A 16886-nucleotide genomic window follows, 5' to 3' on the forward strand; every position below is an offset into this window, starting at 1 on the left:
AAAGAGGCAGGCTTTTCTTTGTTAAGTTTTATCAACCTGTAATTCTGTTTTTATAGCTGCGGGTTTTGTGCTACTCCTGTATTTGACCAGGTTAATGAGAAGCACACTTGCCAGGATAACTACCAATCCTAAAATCTGAATTAAGGTCACCTTCTCATTGGTAAAGCATATACTCAGTAGCACTGCTACTACGGGATTCACATAAGCGTAGGTACTTACCTGTGTTGCAGGACGAACGCTCAACAACCATACGTAAGCACTAAAAGCGGCAATGGACCCGAAGATAATGAGATAGCCAATAGATAACCAGGCATCTAATGGGATGCTATTCCAATGGAAGTTATTGAATTCTGAATTGAGTAAACTCCCCGGGAAAAATGCGACCCCGGCGGCAAGCATCTGCCAGGAGGTATTTACTGCTACCGAACTGTTTGGATCAGATTTGTATTTAGAGAATAAAGATCCGCCGGCCCAGGCAACCGGACCAATAATTAATAAGACCATCGCTAAAATCTGCGTGGTACTCTGACTGGTATTCAAGGCATGAATCAGCTGTTCACCGAATAGTAAAATGACCCCGATAAATCCAATAATGAGACCGGCAATTGTCGATTTGCTACCGAGATTCTCTTTCCATTTAGGTTTATCCAGAATTACGAACCAGATGGCGGCTGATGCGACCATAATGGCAACCAGGCCACTTGGAATATACTGCTCAACCCAGATGACGATACCATTCCCGACACCGAGCATTAGAAAACCACTTATCGCAGCGTATTTTATATTCTGCTTATCGAAAATTTTTTCTCCCTTAAAACGACACCACGATAGGAGTAAGGCTCCGGCAACCAGGAAACGAAAAGTCCCCAGAATAAATGGAGGGAAGCCTGCAAGGGCCTTTTGGATGAAGAAGTAAGTAGAGCCCCATACCACATAAACTGTGGCAAAAGCCAGGTAAACAAGAAGTGGGGAAGCGGTTTTATTTGCGTGTGCCATAGGATGGGTTATTTATCTGGGATGACTAATTGTTGTGCTTCTTTTACTGTTTCCAGTACAATAGTAGTTCGAATAGAAAGTATATTGGGGATCTTACTGAATGAATTACGCATTAAAGCCATCAAAGAGGCTGAGTCAGTAGTCCGGACTTTTACCAGGTAACAGTCATCACCGGCAATAATATGAACTTCCTGGACTTCTTCAATTTTAGCAAGCTCATTGGCAGTATCTGTGCAACCTAAACTGTGTGATGCTTTCATCGAAATGAAGGCCAGTAGTTTCAGATCAACGGCAACCGGATTGATTCTCGCTGTGTATTGAGTAATTACATTTTTCTGTTCTAATTTTTTTACCCGTTCCAGAACCGCAGATGGAGCCATCTCCAGTTCTTTTGCCATGTGAACATTAGAGATTCTTGAGTTTTCCTGCATCAACCTTAAAATGGACAGGTCAATCTTATCTAAACTGATGTTGTTTTCGATTATCATTCTATAAAGTTATGTAAAATCAGAATAATATTCAAAATTATATTTAAAAATGTGATTATAATTCTATTTACATCCTCCTGAGGTCTATTTGCTAAGAGAGCTGTATTAGTGAAAAAATCATGAAGAATATAACGGCATTTCTTCTGTTCAGCGATGGATTTGTGAAGGAAAATTTTGTCTCGAATGCCCCCTTAGATTGACATTTACGACACCCCTTAAGCGCTGGATTTAATCTTAACTTAGGTATTGTTAATCAAATAATTTTTGAATCTAAAAATCTAATAAAAATGGAAGAGCTAAAAACAGATAAAAAGGCATTCATTGAAGGATTTATATTACTTTATGATTTACATACTGCACTATTTGCTAATGTGATTAAAGATGTTTCAGAAAAAGATGCTCATAAGCGCCTGGATACAAAAGCAAACCATATAGCCTGGCTGGCAGGAAGTCTTGTGCAGGAGCGGTTTGATCTCGCCAATGCCTTAAATATCGACCAGCAGCAAAAAGCTGCTACCCTGTTTGAAGGGCATAAAGGAATTCAGGATGGGCTGACTTATCCGGCATTGGAAAGTTTTAAAGAGGATTGGGACCGTATTTCTCCACTGTTGAGGACTGCATTATTAGCGGTAAGCCAAGAGAAGTTAGATAGCTCAATAGAAATGCCGGATGGAGAAATGACCTTTTTTGATTGGGTTTTCTTTATCGTTCACCGGGAATCTTACTGCATTGGACAAATTGGACTTTGGCGCAGGTTACTTGGGTATGAAGCAATGAAGTATCCGATGGAAGGTGAAAAAAAATAAAGATGGAAAAGAAAGCAATGCTTAAAGAAATGGAGGAAACGATGACCGGATGGACGGAAGTGCTTTCCTCGTTTAATCAGGAACAACTCAACATGGTTCCATTTGAAGGTAGCTGGACAGCAGGACAGATCGCAAAACATTTGATCATGGCAAATTTTGGATTTCTGGAAGTATTGAATGGAACTGAAGGAGAAACTGACCGGCCTGCGGACCAGAAGGTAGCTCGGATAAAATCTGATTTTTTGGATTTTACGACAAAAATGCAATCTCCTGATTTTATACTCCCTAAAGCAATAGATTATGATAAGGGGATACTGGTCAGTAATATAGAAGAGCTGAGAGGTAAGCTGACAGAAGTTATTCTTTCTTCAGATCTCACCAAAACCTGTTTGGCATTTGAAATGCCAGTGTATGGATACTTTACCCGATGGGAAGCTATTTATTTTGTCATTTATCATAGCCAGCGCCATTTGAATCAGTTGAAAAATATCGCCAAAAACTAAACAGGACTGGAGGATCTATAGATCTGCATCAATAATTTTATTCTTAAAGGCAAAAACGACAAGACCGGCTACATTTTTAGCACCTGTTTTTACCAATAGATTATTTCTGTGCCCGTCAACAGTCCTCAGACTGATAGAGAGTTGATCTGCTATCTCGGCAGTGGTGAATTCCTGACAAATCAAAGTCAGGATTTCTTTTTCCCTTTGGGTAAGGGATGAGCCGGCATCGAATCCCCTTACGTTTGCTTTATTGAGCAGTTTACCGGATTGAAGGGTTTTTAAAACCATTTCATTGAAATAAAAACCATTGTGAAAGGTCGTTTCTATAGCATTTTTAAGCTCACTTAACTCGGAATTCTTAGCAATATAGCCATTAACGCCCTGTTGAATCATCCTGGTAATGTGTTTCTCTTCTCCATGAACGGATAAAATAATTACTCTTACATCCGGAAAAGCTATTTTTAACTCCCTGGTTGCTTCCATTCCATTCATTTCGGGCATGTTCAGGTCCATCAGCACAATGTCGGGCTTTAGTTCACCGCAATTATTCATCGCGTTCAGTAGTTCTATCCCATTTCCAGCTTCAAACATAACCTGCATGTTTTCGAAGCTTTTAATATTATTTACAAGACATTCCCTAAACATTACCTGGTCATCGGTAACTGCTATTCTTATCAATCTGTTCATATGTTAAATTTTAACAGGAAAATGTATGGAAATCCCAAATCCCTTTTGTGCGGTATGATAACTCAGGTCACCACCATTCATTTCTACCCGATTGGTTATGTTGTGTAAACCCAATCCCCTGCGTATCTGCTCATGATCAAAGCCTATGCCATCATCTTTGTAATCATATCGTATTTCGCCATTATTACAAAGCAGTTTAATTTCTACATGTTGTGCGGCGGCATGTTTTACTGTATTGCTGATTAATTCCTGAGTAATGCGGTACAGGGCAAGTTCTATTTCCTGATTTCCACATTTATCAAGCCCCTGACTATCAAAATCTACTTCCAGGTCATCTGAGCCTTCAATCTGGAAACATAATTCTTCTATCGCTGCAGCGATTCCAAACATCTCCAGCTCATTGGGTATCATGTTATGAGAAATTCTTCTGACACTCATAATGCCTTTGTCTACGAGAAGTTTGCTTTCTTTAATCAGTTCAATACTTCCGGATGTCGCATGGTGTTTTTTCTCAAATTGTATGATCTTCATTCCTAGTGTAGAGAAAATACTCCCTACTTCATCATGAAGATCTTTAGCCACTCTGCGTCTTTCTTCTTCTATCTTCTCAATGTTATTACGGGTTAGCTTTCTCTGATAATCTGCTTCTGTTTCCTTTAACTGTACCTGCTGATTATAGAATTTTTTCTGGTACACAAAAAAGAGAACCACAACTGCAGCACTAAGCAGAAACATAACCAGCATGCCTGTAAACATAAAAAAGTAGACATCTATACCTTCCTGCGTTGCCATAAACCGATAAAGATTAAAGAATAAAGTATGCAGGAGAGGAAAGCATGCAATTGCCACACGATCATATTGAATTTCAGGCTGAGTGGCAAAATGTAATTGCTGAGCATAAATAACAGAAAACTACCTGAAAAATAAATAAAGAAACCCGTGTTGATCCAGAATGTAGCGCTTTTCTCTATTTGTATATATAAGGTTTGCCTTGTTATCTTATAATAATAAAACAGGGAAGTACTGATAATAACAATACTCTGCAGGGTACGGGGATATGTATTGAATATATGCCATTTTTGGATCCAGAATGCATTGATCAGACAAAAGGCAAGAAATCCTGAAATGAGTAAGATAAACCAGATCCTGGCTATGGAATCTTTAAAAACAACCTGGTAAAAAAGCATGATTGTGGAAAATTCAATCATGGTATAGATATGGAGTACAGGAAGATTGTTTTTACTTGATAACCATAATGAAGCACTGTACAAAGCTAAAATTCCAATCAACAACAAGTGAATACTGATCACTTTCAGTTCCTTTGGATAAGACCGGAAATATTTTAATGAAAGTATCAATGGGCAAAAAATAAAGCCCATTGAAAAAATTAAGGTTAGATATTCTACTTTTAGTATTTTAGAAAACATATTTATTCTCCTAAAGGACTGTCAGGTGGAGGACAGGTAGGTGGACAAGGCATCGTGAAATCGAAAATATTACTTTTCTCCTGACCTTCAATAAGAGATGGCGTAGTATTGATCATGTCATGACCATATACATCTGCAGGGACCATAATTAGTCTTTGTTCTCTCCCTTTTTCCATCTCTGTGTCCCAACCAAAGTAAACGCGTACATAACTTGCACCTCTTTCTTCTACCATGTCTTTGAGCTCCCGAGCATCAATTAGATAAGATTTGATGAAATTGCCACGTGCAGCCCATGCTCTGGTAATATCCTGAGCCTCTTTCAGTGGAATTTCAAAGATACTTTTGTCATGTTTGGAGGATTGATGTTCCATTGTTTTTGTTGTTTTAAGTGATTGATTTAATTTATGAACTGAAAAGCAGCTTCTCAATTGGTTAATCTAAAATAAACAATTTTTGTTAAGCTGATTAACTATTTACTCTGTATTTATATTTGTTACGATCTCGTTATTTATACAGGTATAAATACCTGTTTTTTAATATAGGTATTCAAGCGCATACCTGACCGGTTTCTATTGATGAACTTTAAATATCATTTTAAACCATTGATTGATTTATGAAAGCCCCTGATCCCCTTTTTGTTACTTATTGGCTTGGTTACGCAAATCAAAAAATGATTATTGAGGAACTTCCGAACGGTATTGACGTGATCAATTTGTTTCTGATTAACCTGGATCCCCAGAAAACTTTGCAGCATTTGTACCTGACCAGCAATGGAATGACCTGGGCTAGCATTCTGACAGGGGTAAGGGTGCAGCAAAACAGAGGAGTTAAGGTTCTGGCATCAATCATCAGCACGCCAAATCCGCAGATTTCATGGAATACCATTGCCGATCCGGCAGCTTTCGCTGCAGATGTTTATGATTTGGTCGTAAATAACTGGGGATTGGATGGGATTGATATTGATCCTGAAATGGGAGGAGATATCCCCAATGAAACATTTATTGAAGTGGTGTGGCAGTTGTCTAAATATTTTGGGCCACGGTCACAAACGGGAAAGACAATGAGTTATGTTACTTATCAATATTATGCCGATGAACAATTGTTAAAACAGTGTAATGCATTATTTGATTACGTGGCTTTAATGGGATATTTCTGGGATCTGGAAACGATGATCAATCAATTTGAATTGTATGCAGGATTAGTGAGCAGTAAAAAACTGTTATTCGGTGTCCAGCCAGGTGCCCATCAGGCGACTTCATTGGCAGAAGCAGTGCAATTGACCAAATGGCAGCCCGATAATGGCCTAAAGGGAGGGATGATGCTCTTTAATATTAATATTGATAAAGATTTTAATTACACCAACGGACTGATTAAAGTACTTAAATCCAGAGAACTGATGTCCTGATTCAGGAGTCTGGTGGAAAAATATATAGCTCTCAGGCACGTGAACGGGGTAGATTCAAGGATTTGCCACCGTTTACTTTTTTATACGAAACAGGTTATAATTTCTCTATTGATTTTCCAAAATACCAACAGATCCAACTAAAGAAAGGTGCTGCAACAACATCTGCGGTATAGTGTACATGTTGAAGTAACAGCAATACTCCAATGATTCCGGAAGCAATAAAAGCAACCATTTTCTCCCGCTTATTTTCCAGACACAGAGCGCCTAGAAACACAGTAGCAGTATGTCCGGAAAAGAAAAGATCTTTGGTAATTACATTAGAACCATAGAAAACGACAGAACATGGATCTATGAGCTCAATAATCTCTTTTGGAGGATGAAGAGGGACAATAGAAATTGTAATGATTCTTGCTGCGCACAGAAAGATATAGGCCCATAATGCCGTCAGACAAATGGAAGTGTTCCTGGACATCTTTATTAGAAAGAATACAGACATCCCATAAAGGACAATAAATATATATAAAGAAACATCAATAGCCGGAATTCGGGCCAGTAACCAGTCATTAAGTGTAAGTCCCTTATCTCTGTTTTCTACGTAAGCGAAGAAATGAGGTATAAAAACCAGGATCAATGCGAGAATAGAGATCCCAAGGATAAATTTAAGTCTGAATGGGGGATAATCCCAGGCAATTTGCCAGGAGAATTGTTTAAACTGCATTAAAAGGTTTTGTTGGTATCTCTAAAAAGTAAATGCAACAAATAACGGAATTAATCCCCTATAAAAGAATACTCTGACAGAGAAATGTTGATTATTCTATGAAAAAAATAAGATGTTTAAACAGATAATTTGCTGCTTTTAAGAGTTAAAAGAGACTCAATTGAATTTTTTCCGGTGGTTTAGCATCACCATCGACTGTTTTTCCGCCGTATTTCCAGGAATTACGACGCTCTTTTTGGACCAACTCGTCGAAATTATCATTTGGTACGAAGTTCTTTTCAGCTTTACGGGCAAGTTCTCCTAATTTAAGGATGGCATGCTGCTTATCCGATTGACCTAGTCTGGCCTTTTGAATGGCTTTTCCCAATACCTGAATTGTTTCATCGTATACTTTTAGAGGAACAGGAAATGGATGACCATCTTTTCCCCCATGAGCGAAAGAAAACCGTGCGGGGTCGGTAAAACGGGACGGTGTTCCATAAATTACTTCGCTGACTAAAGCTAAAGATTGTAAGGTCCTTGGTCCCAAACCTTCCAATAACAACAGTTCTTCAAAATCTGCAGGCTGTTTTTCCTGTGTCAGCCATAACATGGCACCCAAACGTTTCAGGTCCACATCTTGCGCTTTTACTTCATGATGATTGGACATGACGAGTTTTCTGGCTTCTTTAAGGATGCGTTCCGGATTTTCAGTAGTCATAGATAACATGCTGACCCGCGATGTCCGGGCTTCCTTTGCAACCAGATTTAAAATCTTTCCCTGGTTGATGCCACAAATTCCGGTATGAGGATCTTCTACAAAAGAAGTTAAAGCTGAGGAATGCCAGTGGTATCTTCTGGCGGTAGCACTATCATTCCGCATTCCCTGTTGTACCACAGTCCAGAGCCCGGTTGAATCGACGATGAAATTGTGGGTGTATAGCTGGAATCCATCCTGAATAGCTGTATTGTCAATCTTTGCACTTAGTCTGCTACACCTGACGAGCTCTTTACCATCAAGACCTTGGAGTTCGGCAATATTCAACAATTCATTCGGAGTTTGTCTGGACTTTAGCCCTTTGCCACCACAGATGTAAATGCCGAGTTCCTTACTTCTCGGATTGACGGCAGCTTTTAAAGCACCCATAACAGACGTGGTAATCCCTGATGAATGCCAGTCCATGCCCATTACTGCTCCCAGACTTTGAAACCAAAAAGGATCACTTAACCGTCGTAGTACTTCGGCTGTACCGTATTCAGCAATGATGGCTTCGGTGATGGAAAGACCCAAACGTGTCATGCGCATTGCAAGCCATTTAGGGACAGAACCATAATGAAGCGGTAAGTCAGCAGTTCCTGATGATTTCATTGCTAACAAATTTAGTAAAAAAATAATAACAAATGAATTCACAATCTGGCAGGTGTTCGTATAGTCCGTAAACTTAAAGGAACGTATGATCAACAGAATTCAATAACAACAAGAAAGGGATGCTCCATCCAGACGCATCCCTTTTCTAACCAAATATAAACCTGTATGAAACGGTTTTTTCTTAAATATCTTTGTCGTAATTTCTGCTATGTACACATGAATTATGCCAAAATATAAAATTAGCCTACTCGTGCCGTTTTTTTACTTTTCTCCACCAAAGCAGTCCTCCCGTAACAGAGAGCAAGCCAGGTAGCAAGCCTATAATAACATACAATACTTTAATTACAATGCCGCCAAAACTTCCTGCATGTAAAGGGAAAAAAGTTGCTTCAACCCGTGCCCATATTCCCTTTTTAGTTAGCCTTTCTATCGTTATAACCTTTCCTGAAATCGGATCAATGGAAATGGAATTGCCGTTATAAAAGAGGGGCGACTGTTCTTTCAATGGGCCGGACAGTCGGAAAAGCTTTTCCTTTTGTGTAGGTAAATACATATTTTGAGGGACCAGATCCGGCATTGCATTTCTGGCAGTCCGAAGCATTTGGTCTATAGATTCGTCAGATAGAACATTTGCAGTAGCGGACACCGTTTGTTTTTTCCAGTAAGAGGAATCGAAAGCAAACCTGTTCATCCAGAATCCGGTAAAGAAAATGACTACATTAAAAAATAATGCCCAGACTCCGACAATTCTATGGAGATCAGAGGAAATGGTTCTCCAGTTTTTCCATTTCATTTTTACCTGAAAGCTGAATACTTTCCAGATGTATTTTCTGTAAATGATCAGTCCTGTGAATGTGGATAATAACATCGTGATGCCAAATACAGCCGCAAGGAGCAATCCGGGTAGTCCCAGCTGAAAGCTCCAGTGGAATTGCAATATCCAGTACAGGAAACTTGGGTTGAAATCTTTCAGGTTGCCATCCCGGAGAATAGCGCCGGAATATGGGTTAATACTTATCATGCCCAAATCATAAGTGCTGATTTTCCCATCATTCTGATACAAACGGAACTCATAGGCTTCTCCCTTTCCTGCGTCTGGGTTTAACCAGGCTATTCCGGTTAAGTTTGGATGCTGTTTGCCAATCTTCCTGTACATGGTATCAAGCGCTAATGGTTGGCTTGTAGGGCTGATATGGAGTAGATCTGAATTGATAAAATGATCAATTTCTTTTAGGAAAACCAATGCAGAACCACTCAAACCCAAAAGGATTAGAAAAATACCGCTGACTAATCCCAGCCAGCTATGTAAGGAGAACACCAGTATGCGTGTGAAGTTTATCTTTCTCATTTGATCTGATAACTTAAGCCAACCCTGTAATTAAAAGGATCTCCTAAACCGCCGGTCACCGTACCTGATCTGCTGCCTGTAAAATAATGTTTGTCAGTCAGATTGTAGGCGTTAAACTGGAGGTTGTATCTACCTCTTCTGTAGTTGACGGCTGCATCGAGGACAGTGTATTCCGGAAAGATAAAATTTTGGTTACTGATAAGACCTACCTGGTCACTAACATACCTTAATCCGGTAGCAAGTCCCAGACCTTTTATTACCCCAGTCCGCAGGTTATATTTTAACCATAGATTGGCCATGTGTTTAGGTGCATTGTTAAAACGGTCTCCCTTTTTTCCAAAAGCACTGGTGCTTAAAATCGTATGTTCATTATACGCATATCCGGCGATTATATTGAAGTTTTGAAGCGTTCCGGTGACCGAAAATTCTATTCCCCTGCTTCGGGTTCCATCAATTGCAGCCTGGCGATGGGAGTTCTCTTCGGTCGGTGCCGGTGCCAGAATATTGGCATATTTGATCTGGTAAAGGGAAACGCTGGTCGACAACTGCTGGCTAAAGAAATCACCCTTATAACCAAGTTCATATTGACTTGCTTTTCGGGTGGGGAAGGGGCCTCCGGAAAGCACATTGTTTGAGGTCTGTGGATTAAACGATTTAAGATAAGTTCCGTAAATGGATATATTTTCTGCTGGCAGATACACCAATCCTATTCTCGGAATAAGCCCTGAAGCTTGTAATTCATCTCCCTGTTTATTATCCCTGATGGAAAGTGGTGTTTCTTTTGCGTTGTAGGAATCGTATCTCAGGGAAAGTAAAGCTTTCCACTGTCGGCCAATACTTACCTGATCCTGCAGATATAGACCTATCAGGTTTGTAATACGTTTATTATCATCAGATTCTTCTGCCGGAACGGAGCTTGGTGGCGGATCATTATGATAATCAGGGTTAAAAATGGAAATTCTGGAGGCAGCCTTGTACTGGTAATCGTTTTTAGTCCATCCATACCTGTTATAGTCTGCTCCTCCGGTCAAATGATGTTTTATTGGCCCTGTTTTAGTCTCAAAAGATAAGTAAGCGGTGCTTTGCAGACTAAAACGATTGGTTTCCCAGTCCTGATACCCCCTGCTGATAGAATCATTTTTGATTTTCCCTACAGGAATATGGTCTGTATAATCCAGAACATTATTAACTACACGTTGAACCGCTGTCAGTTTTAACCGGTCATTAAATCGGTGATTGAAGGTTACTGTAGCAGAAGAATTGTAGGTTTTTCCGTAGTCTGTAGGACTTTGAACGGTCAAATGATCTGGATAATAATTGAAATCAAAAGTTCCATCAGGTCTGGTCCGGATAAATGTTCCGTTGTCATATTGTTGTACGGTTTTTTGATAAGCATAATTAACTTCCAGGTTCAGGTCAGTGTTACTGGAAAACAGATAGGTCAGGGAAGGGGCGAGGAAGATATTTTCCTTATCCTGGTCGTCACGGAAACTTTTCGACCTGTCGTATCCGATAATGGTACGGTAGAGTAGTTTTTTATTCCTGGACAATGGGCCGGTCAGGTCGAGAGATGCGCGGCGGAAGTTCCAGCTGCCTAAAGACAATTCTACATTATAGCTGTTTTGCAGCATTGGTTTTTTGGTGATGAAGTTGACCAATCCACCCGGTGCACCTTCACTAAACATCGCACCGGAAGGACCACGCAAGAGTTCAACTGATTCTACATTGTACAACAAGGGCTGCTGACTCCATAAAAAAAGATTACCTCTGATCCCGTTGTACAAAAGAAAACTGGCATCTGTCGGGGAGTAAGCCGTAAATCCACGCATGTTAAACGAGCCGTTTCCATTGTTTGCCTTCATTCCGGTAAAGGTCCCTGCGACTTCGTTGAGGGTAAAAGACTGGCGGTCTTTTATCGTCTGGGAAGAAACGATTTGAATCGATTGTGGAGTCGTTAATAAAGGAAGATCCAACCGGGTGGACGTACTGGAGTTTTTAACCTGATAGGTATTCTTCACACCACTGATTACGACTTCCTTTAGTTGTTGCTTACTTTTCGAAAGTTGCAGATTGACGATGGAAACCTGCTCTGGCTTGATGATCAGGTTTTGCTTATTGGCGGTATATCCGATATTGGAAACGATCAACACATAAGTGCCCGCAGGGATATCATGAAGGCTAAAATTTCCGTTGGAATCGGTTCTTGTACTGATTCCGGTATGTTGAAGCTGAATGGAGGCACCTGATATCGGCTCGTCCTGGAAAGAAATAATGTTACCGTTTAATGATCCTGTACCTGATTGTGCAAATAGCCTGATACTCAGAAGAAGAAAAAATATAATAGAGAAAATCTTGATTTTCATTTTTTACAATTGATTTTTTATAAATAATTAAGAAGACCAGGTTAAAGAACAAGGTCTGTTAGAGCGTAAAAAATGTTTTTATTGTTCGCGTAAAACCCTTCCGCATCAAAGCAGACGATGTCAAATGACCGCTGTTCTTTGCTGAAACTAAGTTTTAAGAAAATAAAAAGATTAAACCCTTAGGCGTTGCGGTGGTTTAAAAATATCGTTGGAAAATGAGGATGGTTTAAAGCGCAGGTAAAAAGAATTGAAGTCTCTTCTTTGAAGGGAAAGCAGACATTCTTCTACCTTGAGTCTGTTCATTTTACAAAAGAAAAGTACGTTTGCTTTTTCCTGACTTTGGGCCCTTTGTTTTTCCTCGTTCTGTTCGGCTTGTTTTAGTTTCTTTGCTAAAACGCATCTTCCATTACAATGCATCTGAGGCTTATCTTTATTTTCACAGAGTGCCTTGGCGATGTAATCCTGATTCACTTTAAAAGCAAGCATAATCCCTACCTTATTAAAGGATTGCAGGGCAATAATCAGGAGTAATAAAATGCAAACGAATCGTCTCAATGAATAACTTTGAAGAGCTGCAAATCTATCATTTTTTTTCCAGATCCTAAGCAGATTCATTTACCGGTAATTTTCTGCCATTCGGCGGCATTTTTGTCCGCTTCAACCAAGAGGTCCTTTAGTTATTTCAATAGATCCCGCATCTTTATGATAACATTAGATGGAAGGTAACACTGGTCATTACCATTCATCATATTAGGCAATTAAAAAATAAAGCGATGAATATAGTAATCTTTAAAACTTCAGTTCAGGATAAAAACGAGTTGACTCCGATTAAACCAATTCTGAATACACTGTTCGGGGAAAAAAACTGGACTTTTGCCTTTGAGGACGTCGATAAGATCCTGAGGGTAGTGAGCGCGGTTCCTTGTGTCGCTGCGGTAAGGCAGATTTTAATGGACAATGGCTTCCTCTGTGAAGAGCTTCCTTATTCGTTAGATGAATTTAAGGTTTAAAAGACTATTGAAATTCTTTAATGTCTACGATTCTATCGTCGTCATTGTATTTCAAAAATGAAATTCCTTTTTTATTTTTCTGGAAGCTGTAGTTGTTCTGAATCCATCTGTAGACTCCTGGAATGTCCTTCGGAATATCTCCGCTCAAAGATTCAGTAGATACTTCAGCTGAGGTATAGTGCACCTGATATAAAGATTTTCCAACCAGAAAAACAATAGTTTGTCTGTCTGGTGACATCAATAAAAACTGTCCTTGAATTCTTTCAGCTGGATTTTGCCTTTTTACAAAATAAACTTTCGCATTTACATTCGTGATAAAAAAATCATTATCGACGAGATATCCTGCTCCGCCAACCTTGTTGATTCCTGTGCTGAACTTTTTATCCTGACTTCCATTCGATGCCAGATATAAGCTGATCACCTCTATCCCACTACCTTTCAGACTAATCAGGTAAGAAGGGGCAACCAAGCCTGTACTATCAGCCAGCTGGACCAGTAAACATGTTTTTTGGGTATTGATGAATTGAGCAGAGGTAAATTTATCATTGGCACTATTCTGATCAGATAGATCAGTTTGAATACGCATTACGGTATCCCTGAATTTGATCCTGAATTGTTCCGGATTGGTATTGCCGACTTTAACAATGGTTATGGAATCTGCCTTTTGTTCCGGATAGCGGTTGAATCCTTCGTTGGTAGTTAAGGTTCTTGGAATATATGTTTTTGTTGATTCTTCCTTTTTAGAACATCCAATAACAAACGTGATCAAAGTTGCGGCAATAAAAAATAATTTCATATCTGACTTAAAGAAGGGGATTTGTTTTCGACAAAGATAATAAAGAAATCAAATAACAAGAAAGGGATGTTCCATCCAGACACATCCCTTTTCTAACCAAATATAAACCTGTATGAACGGGTTTTACTTTAAATTTCCGTAGTATTCTACGAATTTAGCTAATGCATTAGAATAGCCCCATTCGTTATCATACCAGGAAACCACTTTTACGAAGTTGTCATTTAATGCAATACCTGCATTTGCATCGAAAATTGATGCATGATCATCTCCTATAAAGTCAGAAGAAACAACTTCATCTTCTGTATATCCTAATACACCTTTCAAGTAACCTTCTGAGGCTTCTTTCATGGCAGTTTTAATTTCTTCGTAAGTTGCCGCTTTTTCTAAGCGAACAGTTAAATCAACTACAGATACGTCAGCTACCGGTACACGGAAAGCCATACCTGTTAGTTTTCCTTTTAAAGCAGGGATTACTTTTGTAACTGCTTTAGCAGCTCCGGTAGCAGAAGGGATAATGTTAGAGAAACCTCCACGTCCACCTCTCCAGTCTTTCGCTGAAGGACCATCTACTGTTTTTTGTGTTGCAGTTACCGCATGTACTGTGCTCATTAAACCTTCGATGATACCGAATTTATCGTTTAATACCTTAGCGATTGGCGCTAAACAGTTAGTGGTACATGATGCATTGGAAACTACAGTCTGATCTGCAGTTAACTGCTCGTGATTTACACCCATTACATAAGTAGGGATGGAATCATCTTTAGCCGGAGCAGAAAGAACAACTCTTTTAGCACCTGCCTGAATGTGTTTCTCTGCATCAGCCTGAGTTAAAAATAAACCAGTTGATTCGATTACAGTTTCTACACCTACTTCATTCCATTTTAGGTTTGCAGGATCTCTCTCTGCGGTGATGCGGATTGTTTTTCCGTTTACTACAAGGTTTCCGTTTTCTACTGCAATCGTACCATCAAAACGGCCATGAGTAGAATCGTATTTTAACATATAAGCCATGTAATCCGGCTCCACTAAATCATTGATCGCAACAATATCTAATCCTCTTTTTAAAGCAGCTCTAAAAACCAGTCTGCCGATACGGCCAAAGCCGTTTATTCCAATTTTGCTCATTTTGTTAATTTGAATAGTAGTTTAGTAAATTATATATCGGTTCTTTAGTAATCGATGTAATTTCCAGTTGGTATCTTTTAGCCGTTGCCCGAAGTTCCTCCTGGAAGTTTCCCGCAACAAGACCTACAAAATGTATTTCTTTTCCGGGATGTAACTTCAGTGTTGGTAACAAATAAGTATTAATATAGCTTTCAAAGCCTTTTTCTATCATTGCCAGAAGGAATTTATCCGTTCTGTTTTCCAGAAAAAAGTCAAAGAAAGAACTTAAAAACTGTTGTGCCATTGGTCGCTTATACACACGCTCTAGTATCTGTGGGCGGTCAAGGTTATATTTAACCTCGAATTTTTTATGTAATTCAGCGGGTAATTTATCCTGTACAAAATATTTAAGCAGTGTTTTTCCAAGGTAATTTGCAGAGCCTTCGTCTCCTAGGATGTAACCCAGGCCGAAATTGTTCTTTTCAGGGGTTTTGCCATCAAAATAGGCACAGTTGGCACCACTTCCAAGCAAGCCGACAATTCCGCTGTTATTATAACAGGATGCAATTGCTGCACCGTAAAGGTCATCTTTAACAGATATTTTACTGTACCTGAAGAATTGACCTAAGGTCTCGGCAAGCTCATTCCTTCTTTCCTCAGATGAAGCACCGGCAGCGAAAACGTAAATTTTCTTAATGCTTTCTGCATGGTTCACCAGGATGGACTTTTTATTCAAAAATTGAAGTATAGACTTCTGATCATTGAAACAAGGATTAATTCCCGGCATATTGCATTCCGCAATGGTTTTCCCATCCCGGGCAATTTTCCAGAAGGCTGTTTTTGATCCGCTATAAACTACTGCTATCATACTTATATTGATAAAACTTTAGTCATCTCCAACAAATCACTTTCCAGTTTGAAAGTATGTCTCGTTAACGCTTCGTCTATACTAGTCGTCTTTATATCATTACCACGTAAACCAACCATTTGCATGGTACTGCCTTTTAGGAGCTCATTAACGGCTGCGAAGCCTAAACGACTTCCTAAAATGCGGTCGAAACTACTTGGACTACCGCCACGTTGGAGATGTCCTAATATAGTTACTTTAGTGTCATAGTGGTTAAAACTCTCTTTAACTTTTTTTGCAACATCGTAAGCACCACCATACTTATGGCCTTCCGATACGATAACAATGCTCGAGGATTTCTTTGTCGAGGCACCAGCCTCCAATTGAGCTATAAGCTCATCCAGATTGGTTTCTTTTTCGGGTAAAAGCACCGCTTCAGCACCGCTGGCTATTGCGCTTCTCAAGGCAATGCATCCAGAATCCCTGCCCATTACTTCAATGAAAAATAAGCGGTCATGAGAGTCTGCTGTATCCCTGATTTTATCTATTGCTTCAATAACGGTATTAATGGCCGTATCGTATCCAAGTGTAAAATCAGAACCGTATAAATCATTGTCAATTGTTCCTGGAATTCCGATGACACGGATGCCGAACTTTTTTCCAAAACGTTGGGCACCTGTAAAGGTTCCGTCTCCTCCGATAACAACTAAACCGTCGATTTCGCGTGCTTTCAGATGTGCAAAAGCCAACTCCATTCCTTCTTCAGTTTTGAATTCGAGACAACGTGCCGTTTTTAGTATGGTACCGCCAAGGTGAATGATGTTACTAACGGATCTTGCATCCATCGGATTAATATTGTTGTTGATCAATCCCTGATAACCCTGCAAAACCCCAAACATGTTGATACCATTGTATATTCCGGTACGTACAACTGCTCTGATGCAAGCATTCATTCCGGGAGCATCTCCTCCAGATGTTAATACGGCGATATTTTTAATATTTGGTTTCATGATTTATGATTACGAATATAGCGTGTATTT

The 16886-nt window shown here is 39.5% G+C and carries 19 protein-coding genes; 4 read left to right on the forward strand and 15 right to left on the reverse strand.

All coding sequences use genetic code 11. The features are described 5' to 3' along the window. Nucleotides 1-21: 21 nt before the first annotated feature. Together BFS30_RS10200 and BFS30_RS10205 are read right to left on the reverse strand one after the other, a co-directional pair. Nucleotides 22-996: an EamA family transporter gene (locus BFS30_RS10200; protein ID WP_069379195.1), complete on the reverse strand. Its 975-nt coding sequence runs from the start codon at nucleotides 994-996 to the stop codon at nucleotides 22-24. Between the two features lie 8 nt (nucleotides 997-1004). After that, complete coding sequence (locus BFS30_RS10205) at nucleotides 1005-1484, reverse strand: Lrp/AsnC family transcriptional regulator (protein ID WP_069379196.1); 480 nt, start codon at nucleotides 1482-1484, stop codon at nucleotides 1005-1007. Nucleotides 1485-1771: 287 nt separating this feature from the next. Here BFS30_RS10205 and BFS30_RS10210 point away from each other — a divergent pair, with 287 nt between their 5' ends. Together BFS30_RS10210 and BFS30_RS10215 are read left to right on the forward strand one after the other, a co-directional pair. Next, nucleotides 1772-2290, forward strand: coding sequence for a hypothetical protein (locus BFS30_RS10210; protein ID WP_069379197.1), 519 nt, complete (start codon nucleotides 1772-1774; stop codon nucleotides 2288-2290). Nucleotides 2291-2292: 2 nt separating this feature from the next. Then, nucleotides 2293-2793 (forward strand): DinB family protein, encoded by a 501-nt coding sequence (locus BFS30_RS10215; RefSeq protein WP_069379198.1) that lies wholly within the window; start codon nucleotides 2293-2295, stop codon nucleotides 2791-2793. Nucleotides 2794-2808: 15 nt separating this feature from the next. Here BFS30_RS10215 and BFS30_RS10220 read toward each other — a convergent pair whose 3' ends face one another. From BFS30_RS10220 to BFS30_RS10235, 4 genes are all read right to left on the reverse strand, one after another. After that, on the reverse strand, nucleotides 2809-3480 hold the full coding sequence (locus tag BFS30_RS10220; RefSeq protein WP_069379199.1) for a response regulator transcription factor: 672 nt from the start codon (nucleotides 3478-3480) through the stop codon (nucleotides 2809-2811). 3 nt (nucleotides 3481-3483) lie between these two features. After that, complete coding sequence (locus BFS30_RS10225) at nucleotides 3484-4272, reverse strand: sensor histidine kinase (protein WP_069379200.1); 789 nt, start codon at nucleotides 4270-4272, stop codon at nucleotides 3484-3486. Continuing rightward, nucleotides 4251-4838, reverse strand: a complete 588-nt coding sequence (locus tag BFS30_RS10230; RefSeq protein ID WP_157262902.1) for a hypothetical protein — start codon at nucleotides 4836-4838, stop codon at nucleotides 4251-4253. The genes BFS30_RS10225 and BFS30_RS10230 overlap by 22 nt, the downstream gene beginning before the upstream one ends. Before the next feature lie 71 nt (nucleotides 4839-4909). After that, nucleotides 4910-5278 (reverse strand): hypothetical protein, encoded by a 369-nt coding sequence (locus BFS30_RS10235; RefSeq protein WP_069379202.1) that lies wholly within the window; start codon nucleotides 5276-5278, stop codon nucleotides 4910-4912. 242 nt (nucleotides 5279-5520) lie between these two features. Here BFS30_RS10235 and BFS30_RS10240 point away from each other — a divergent pair, with 242 nt between their 5' ends. Next, on the forward strand, nucleotides 5521-6312 hold the full coding sequence (locus tag BFS30_RS10240) for a glycosyl hydrolase family 18 protein (protein WP_069379203.1): 792 nt from the start codon (nucleotides 5521-5523) through the stop codon (nucleotides 6310-6312). Nucleotides 6313-6406: 94 nt separating this feature from the next. Here the strand turns inward: BFS30_RS10240 and BFS30_RS10245 are convergent, their stop codons facing one another. From BFS30_RS10245 to BFS30_RS10265, 5 genes are all read right to left on the reverse strand, one after another. After that, on the reverse strand, nucleotides 6407-7030 hold the full coding sequence (locus BFS30_RS10245; RefSeq protein WP_069379204.1) for a phosphatase PAP2-related protein: 624 nt from the start codon (nucleotides 7028-7030) through the stop codon (nucleotides 6407-6409). 145 nt (nucleotides 7031-7175) lie between these two features. After that, on the reverse strand, nucleotides 7176-8378 hold the full coding sequence (locus BFS30_RS10250) for a DUF763 domain-containing protein (RefSeq protein WP_069379205.1): 1203 nt from the start codon (nucleotides 8376-8378) through the stop codon (nucleotides 7176-7178). A gap of 244 nt (nucleotides 8379-8622) precedes the next feature. Then, on the reverse strand, nucleotides 8623-9726 hold the full coding sequence (locus BFS30_RS10255; protein ID WP_069379206.1) for a PepSY-associated TM helix domain-containing protein: 1104 nt from the start codon (nucleotides 9724-9726) through the stop codon (nucleotides 8623-8625). Then, on the reverse strand, nucleotides 9723-12089 hold the full coding sequence (locus BFS30_RS10260) for a TonB-dependent receptor (protein ID WP_069379207.1): 2367 nt from the start codon (nucleotides 12087-12089) through the stop codon (nucleotides 9723-9725). The genes BFS30_RS10255 and BFS30_RS10260 overlap by 4 nt, the downstream gene beginning before the upstream one ends. Nucleotides 12090-12260: 171 nt before the next feature. After that, a complete protein-coding gene (locus tag BFS30_RS10265) occupies nucleotides 12261-12704 on the reverse strand; it encodes a hypothetical protein (RefSeq protein ID WP_069379208.1) in 444 nt (147 codons plus the stop codon). A gap of 158 nt (nucleotides 12705-12862) precedes the next feature. Here BFS30_RS10265 and BFS30_RS10270 point away from each other — a divergent pair, with 158 nt between their 5' ends. Then, nucleotides 12863-13099 (forward strand): hypothetical protein, encoded by a 237-nt coding sequence (locus tag BFS30_RS10270; protein WP_069379209.1) that lies wholly within the window; start codon nucleotides 12863-12865, stop codon nucleotides 13097-13099. 4 nt (nucleotides 13100-13103) lie between these two features. Here the strand turns inward: BFS30_RS10270 and BFS30_RS10275 are convergent, their stop codons facing one another. The 4 genes from BFS30_RS10275 to pfkA form a co-directional block, all read right to left on the reverse strand. Beyond that, nucleotides 13104-13895, reverse strand: coding sequence for a hypothetical protein (locus BFS30_RS10275; RefSeq protein WP_069379210.1), 792 nt, complete (start codon nucleotides 13893-13895; stop codon nucleotides 13104-13106). Nucleotides 13896-14018: 123 nt separating this feature from the next. After that, entirely contained in the window at nucleotides 14019-15020 is a 1002-nt protein-coding gene (gene gap / locus BFS30_RS10280; RefSeq protein ID WP_069379211.1) for a type I glyceraldehyde-3-phosphate dehydrogenase, read from the reverse strand. A 4-nt stretch (nucleotides 15021-15024) separates the two neighbouring features. Further along, nucleotides 15025-15867, reverse strand: coding sequence for a hypothetical protein (locus tag BFS30_RS10285; RefSeq protein ID WP_069379212.1), 843 nt, complete (start codon nucleotides 15865-15867; stop codon nucleotides 15025-15027). 2 nt (nucleotides 15868-15869) lie between these two features. After that, a complete protein-coding gene (pfkA, locus tag BFS30_RS10290) occupies nucleotides 15870-16856 on the reverse strand; it encodes a 6-phosphofructokinase (RefSeq protein ID WP_069379213.1) in 987 nt (328 codons plus the stop codon). Nucleotides 16857-16886 lie beyond the last annotated feature (30 nt).

Source organism: Pedobacter steynii (assembly GCF_001721645.1).
Taxonomy (GTDB): Bacteria; Bacteroidota; Bacteroidia; order Sphingobacteriales; family Sphingobacteriaceae; genus Pedobacter; species Pedobacter steynii_A.

Coding starts and splice junctions, on each gene's coding strand:
- BFS30_RS10200 (WP_069379195.1), bottom strand. CDS start 996: ATGGCACACGCAAATAAAACCGCTTCCCCACTTCTTGTTTACCTGGCT.
- BFS30_RS10205 (WP_069379196.1), bottom strand. CDS start 1,484: ATGATAATCGAAAACAACATCAGTTTAGATAAGATTGACCTGTCCATT.
- BFS30_RS10210 (WP_069379197.1), top strand. CDS start 1,772: ATGGAAGAGCTAAAAACAGATAAAAAGGCATTCATTGAAGGATTTATA.
- BFS30_RS10215 (WP_069379198.1), top strand. CDS start 2,293: ATGGAAAAGAAAGCAATGCTTAAAGAAATGGAGGAAACGATGACCGGA.
- BFS30_RS10220 (WP_069379199.1), bottom strand. CDS start 3,480: ATGAACAGATTGATAAGAATAGCAGTTACCGATGACCAGGTAATGTTT.
- BFS30_RS10225 (WP_069379200.1), bottom strand. CDS start 4,272: ATGGCAACGCAGGAAGGTATAGATGTCTACTTTTTTATGTTTACAGGC.
- BFS30_RS10235 (WP_069379202.1), bottom strand. CDS start 5,278: ATGGAACATCAATCCTCCAAACATGACAAAAGTATCTTTGAAATTCCA.
- BFS30_RS10240 (WP_069379203.1), top strand. CDS start 5,521: ATGAAAGCCCCTGATCCCCTTTTTGTTACTTATTGGCTTGGTTACGCA.
- BFS30_RS10245 (WP_069379204.1), bottom strand. CDS start 7,030: ATGCAGTTTAAACAATTCTCCTGGCAAATTGCCTGGGATTATCCCCCA.
- BFS30_RS10250 (WP_069379205.1), bottom strand. CDS start 8,378: ATGAAATCATCAGGAACTGCTGACTTACCGCTTCATTATGGTTCTGTC.
- BFS30_RS10255 (WP_069379206.1), bottom strand. CDS start 9,726: ATGAGAAAGATAAACTTCACACGCATACTGGTGTTCTCCTTACATAGC.
- BFS30_RS10260 (WP_069379207.1), bottom strand. CDS start 12,089: ATGAAAATCAAGATTTTCTCTATTATATTTTTTCTTCTTCTGAGTATC.
- BFS30_RS10265 (WP_069379208.1), bottom strand. CDS start 12,704: ATGAATCTGCTTAGGATCTGGAAAAAAAATGATAGATTTGCAGCTCTT.
- BFS30_RS10270 (WP_069379209.1), top strand. CDS start 12,863: ATGAATATAGTAATCTTTAAAACTTCAGTTCAGGATAAAAACGAGTTG.
- BFS30_RS10275 (WP_069379210.1), bottom strand. CDS start 13,895: ATGAAATTATTTTTTATTGCCGCAACTTTGATCACGTTTGTTATTGGA.
- gap (WP_069379211.1), bottom strand. CDS start 15,020: ATGAGCAAAATTGGAATAAACGGCTTTGGCCGTATCGGCAGACTGGTT.
- BFS30_RS10285 (WP_069379212.1), bottom strand. CDS start 15,867: ATGATAGCAGTAGTTTATAGCGGATCAAAAACAGCCTTCTGGAAAATT.
- pfkA (WP_069379213.1), bottom strand. CDS start 16,856: ATGAAACCAAATATTAAAAATATCGCCGTATTAACATCTGGAGGAGAT.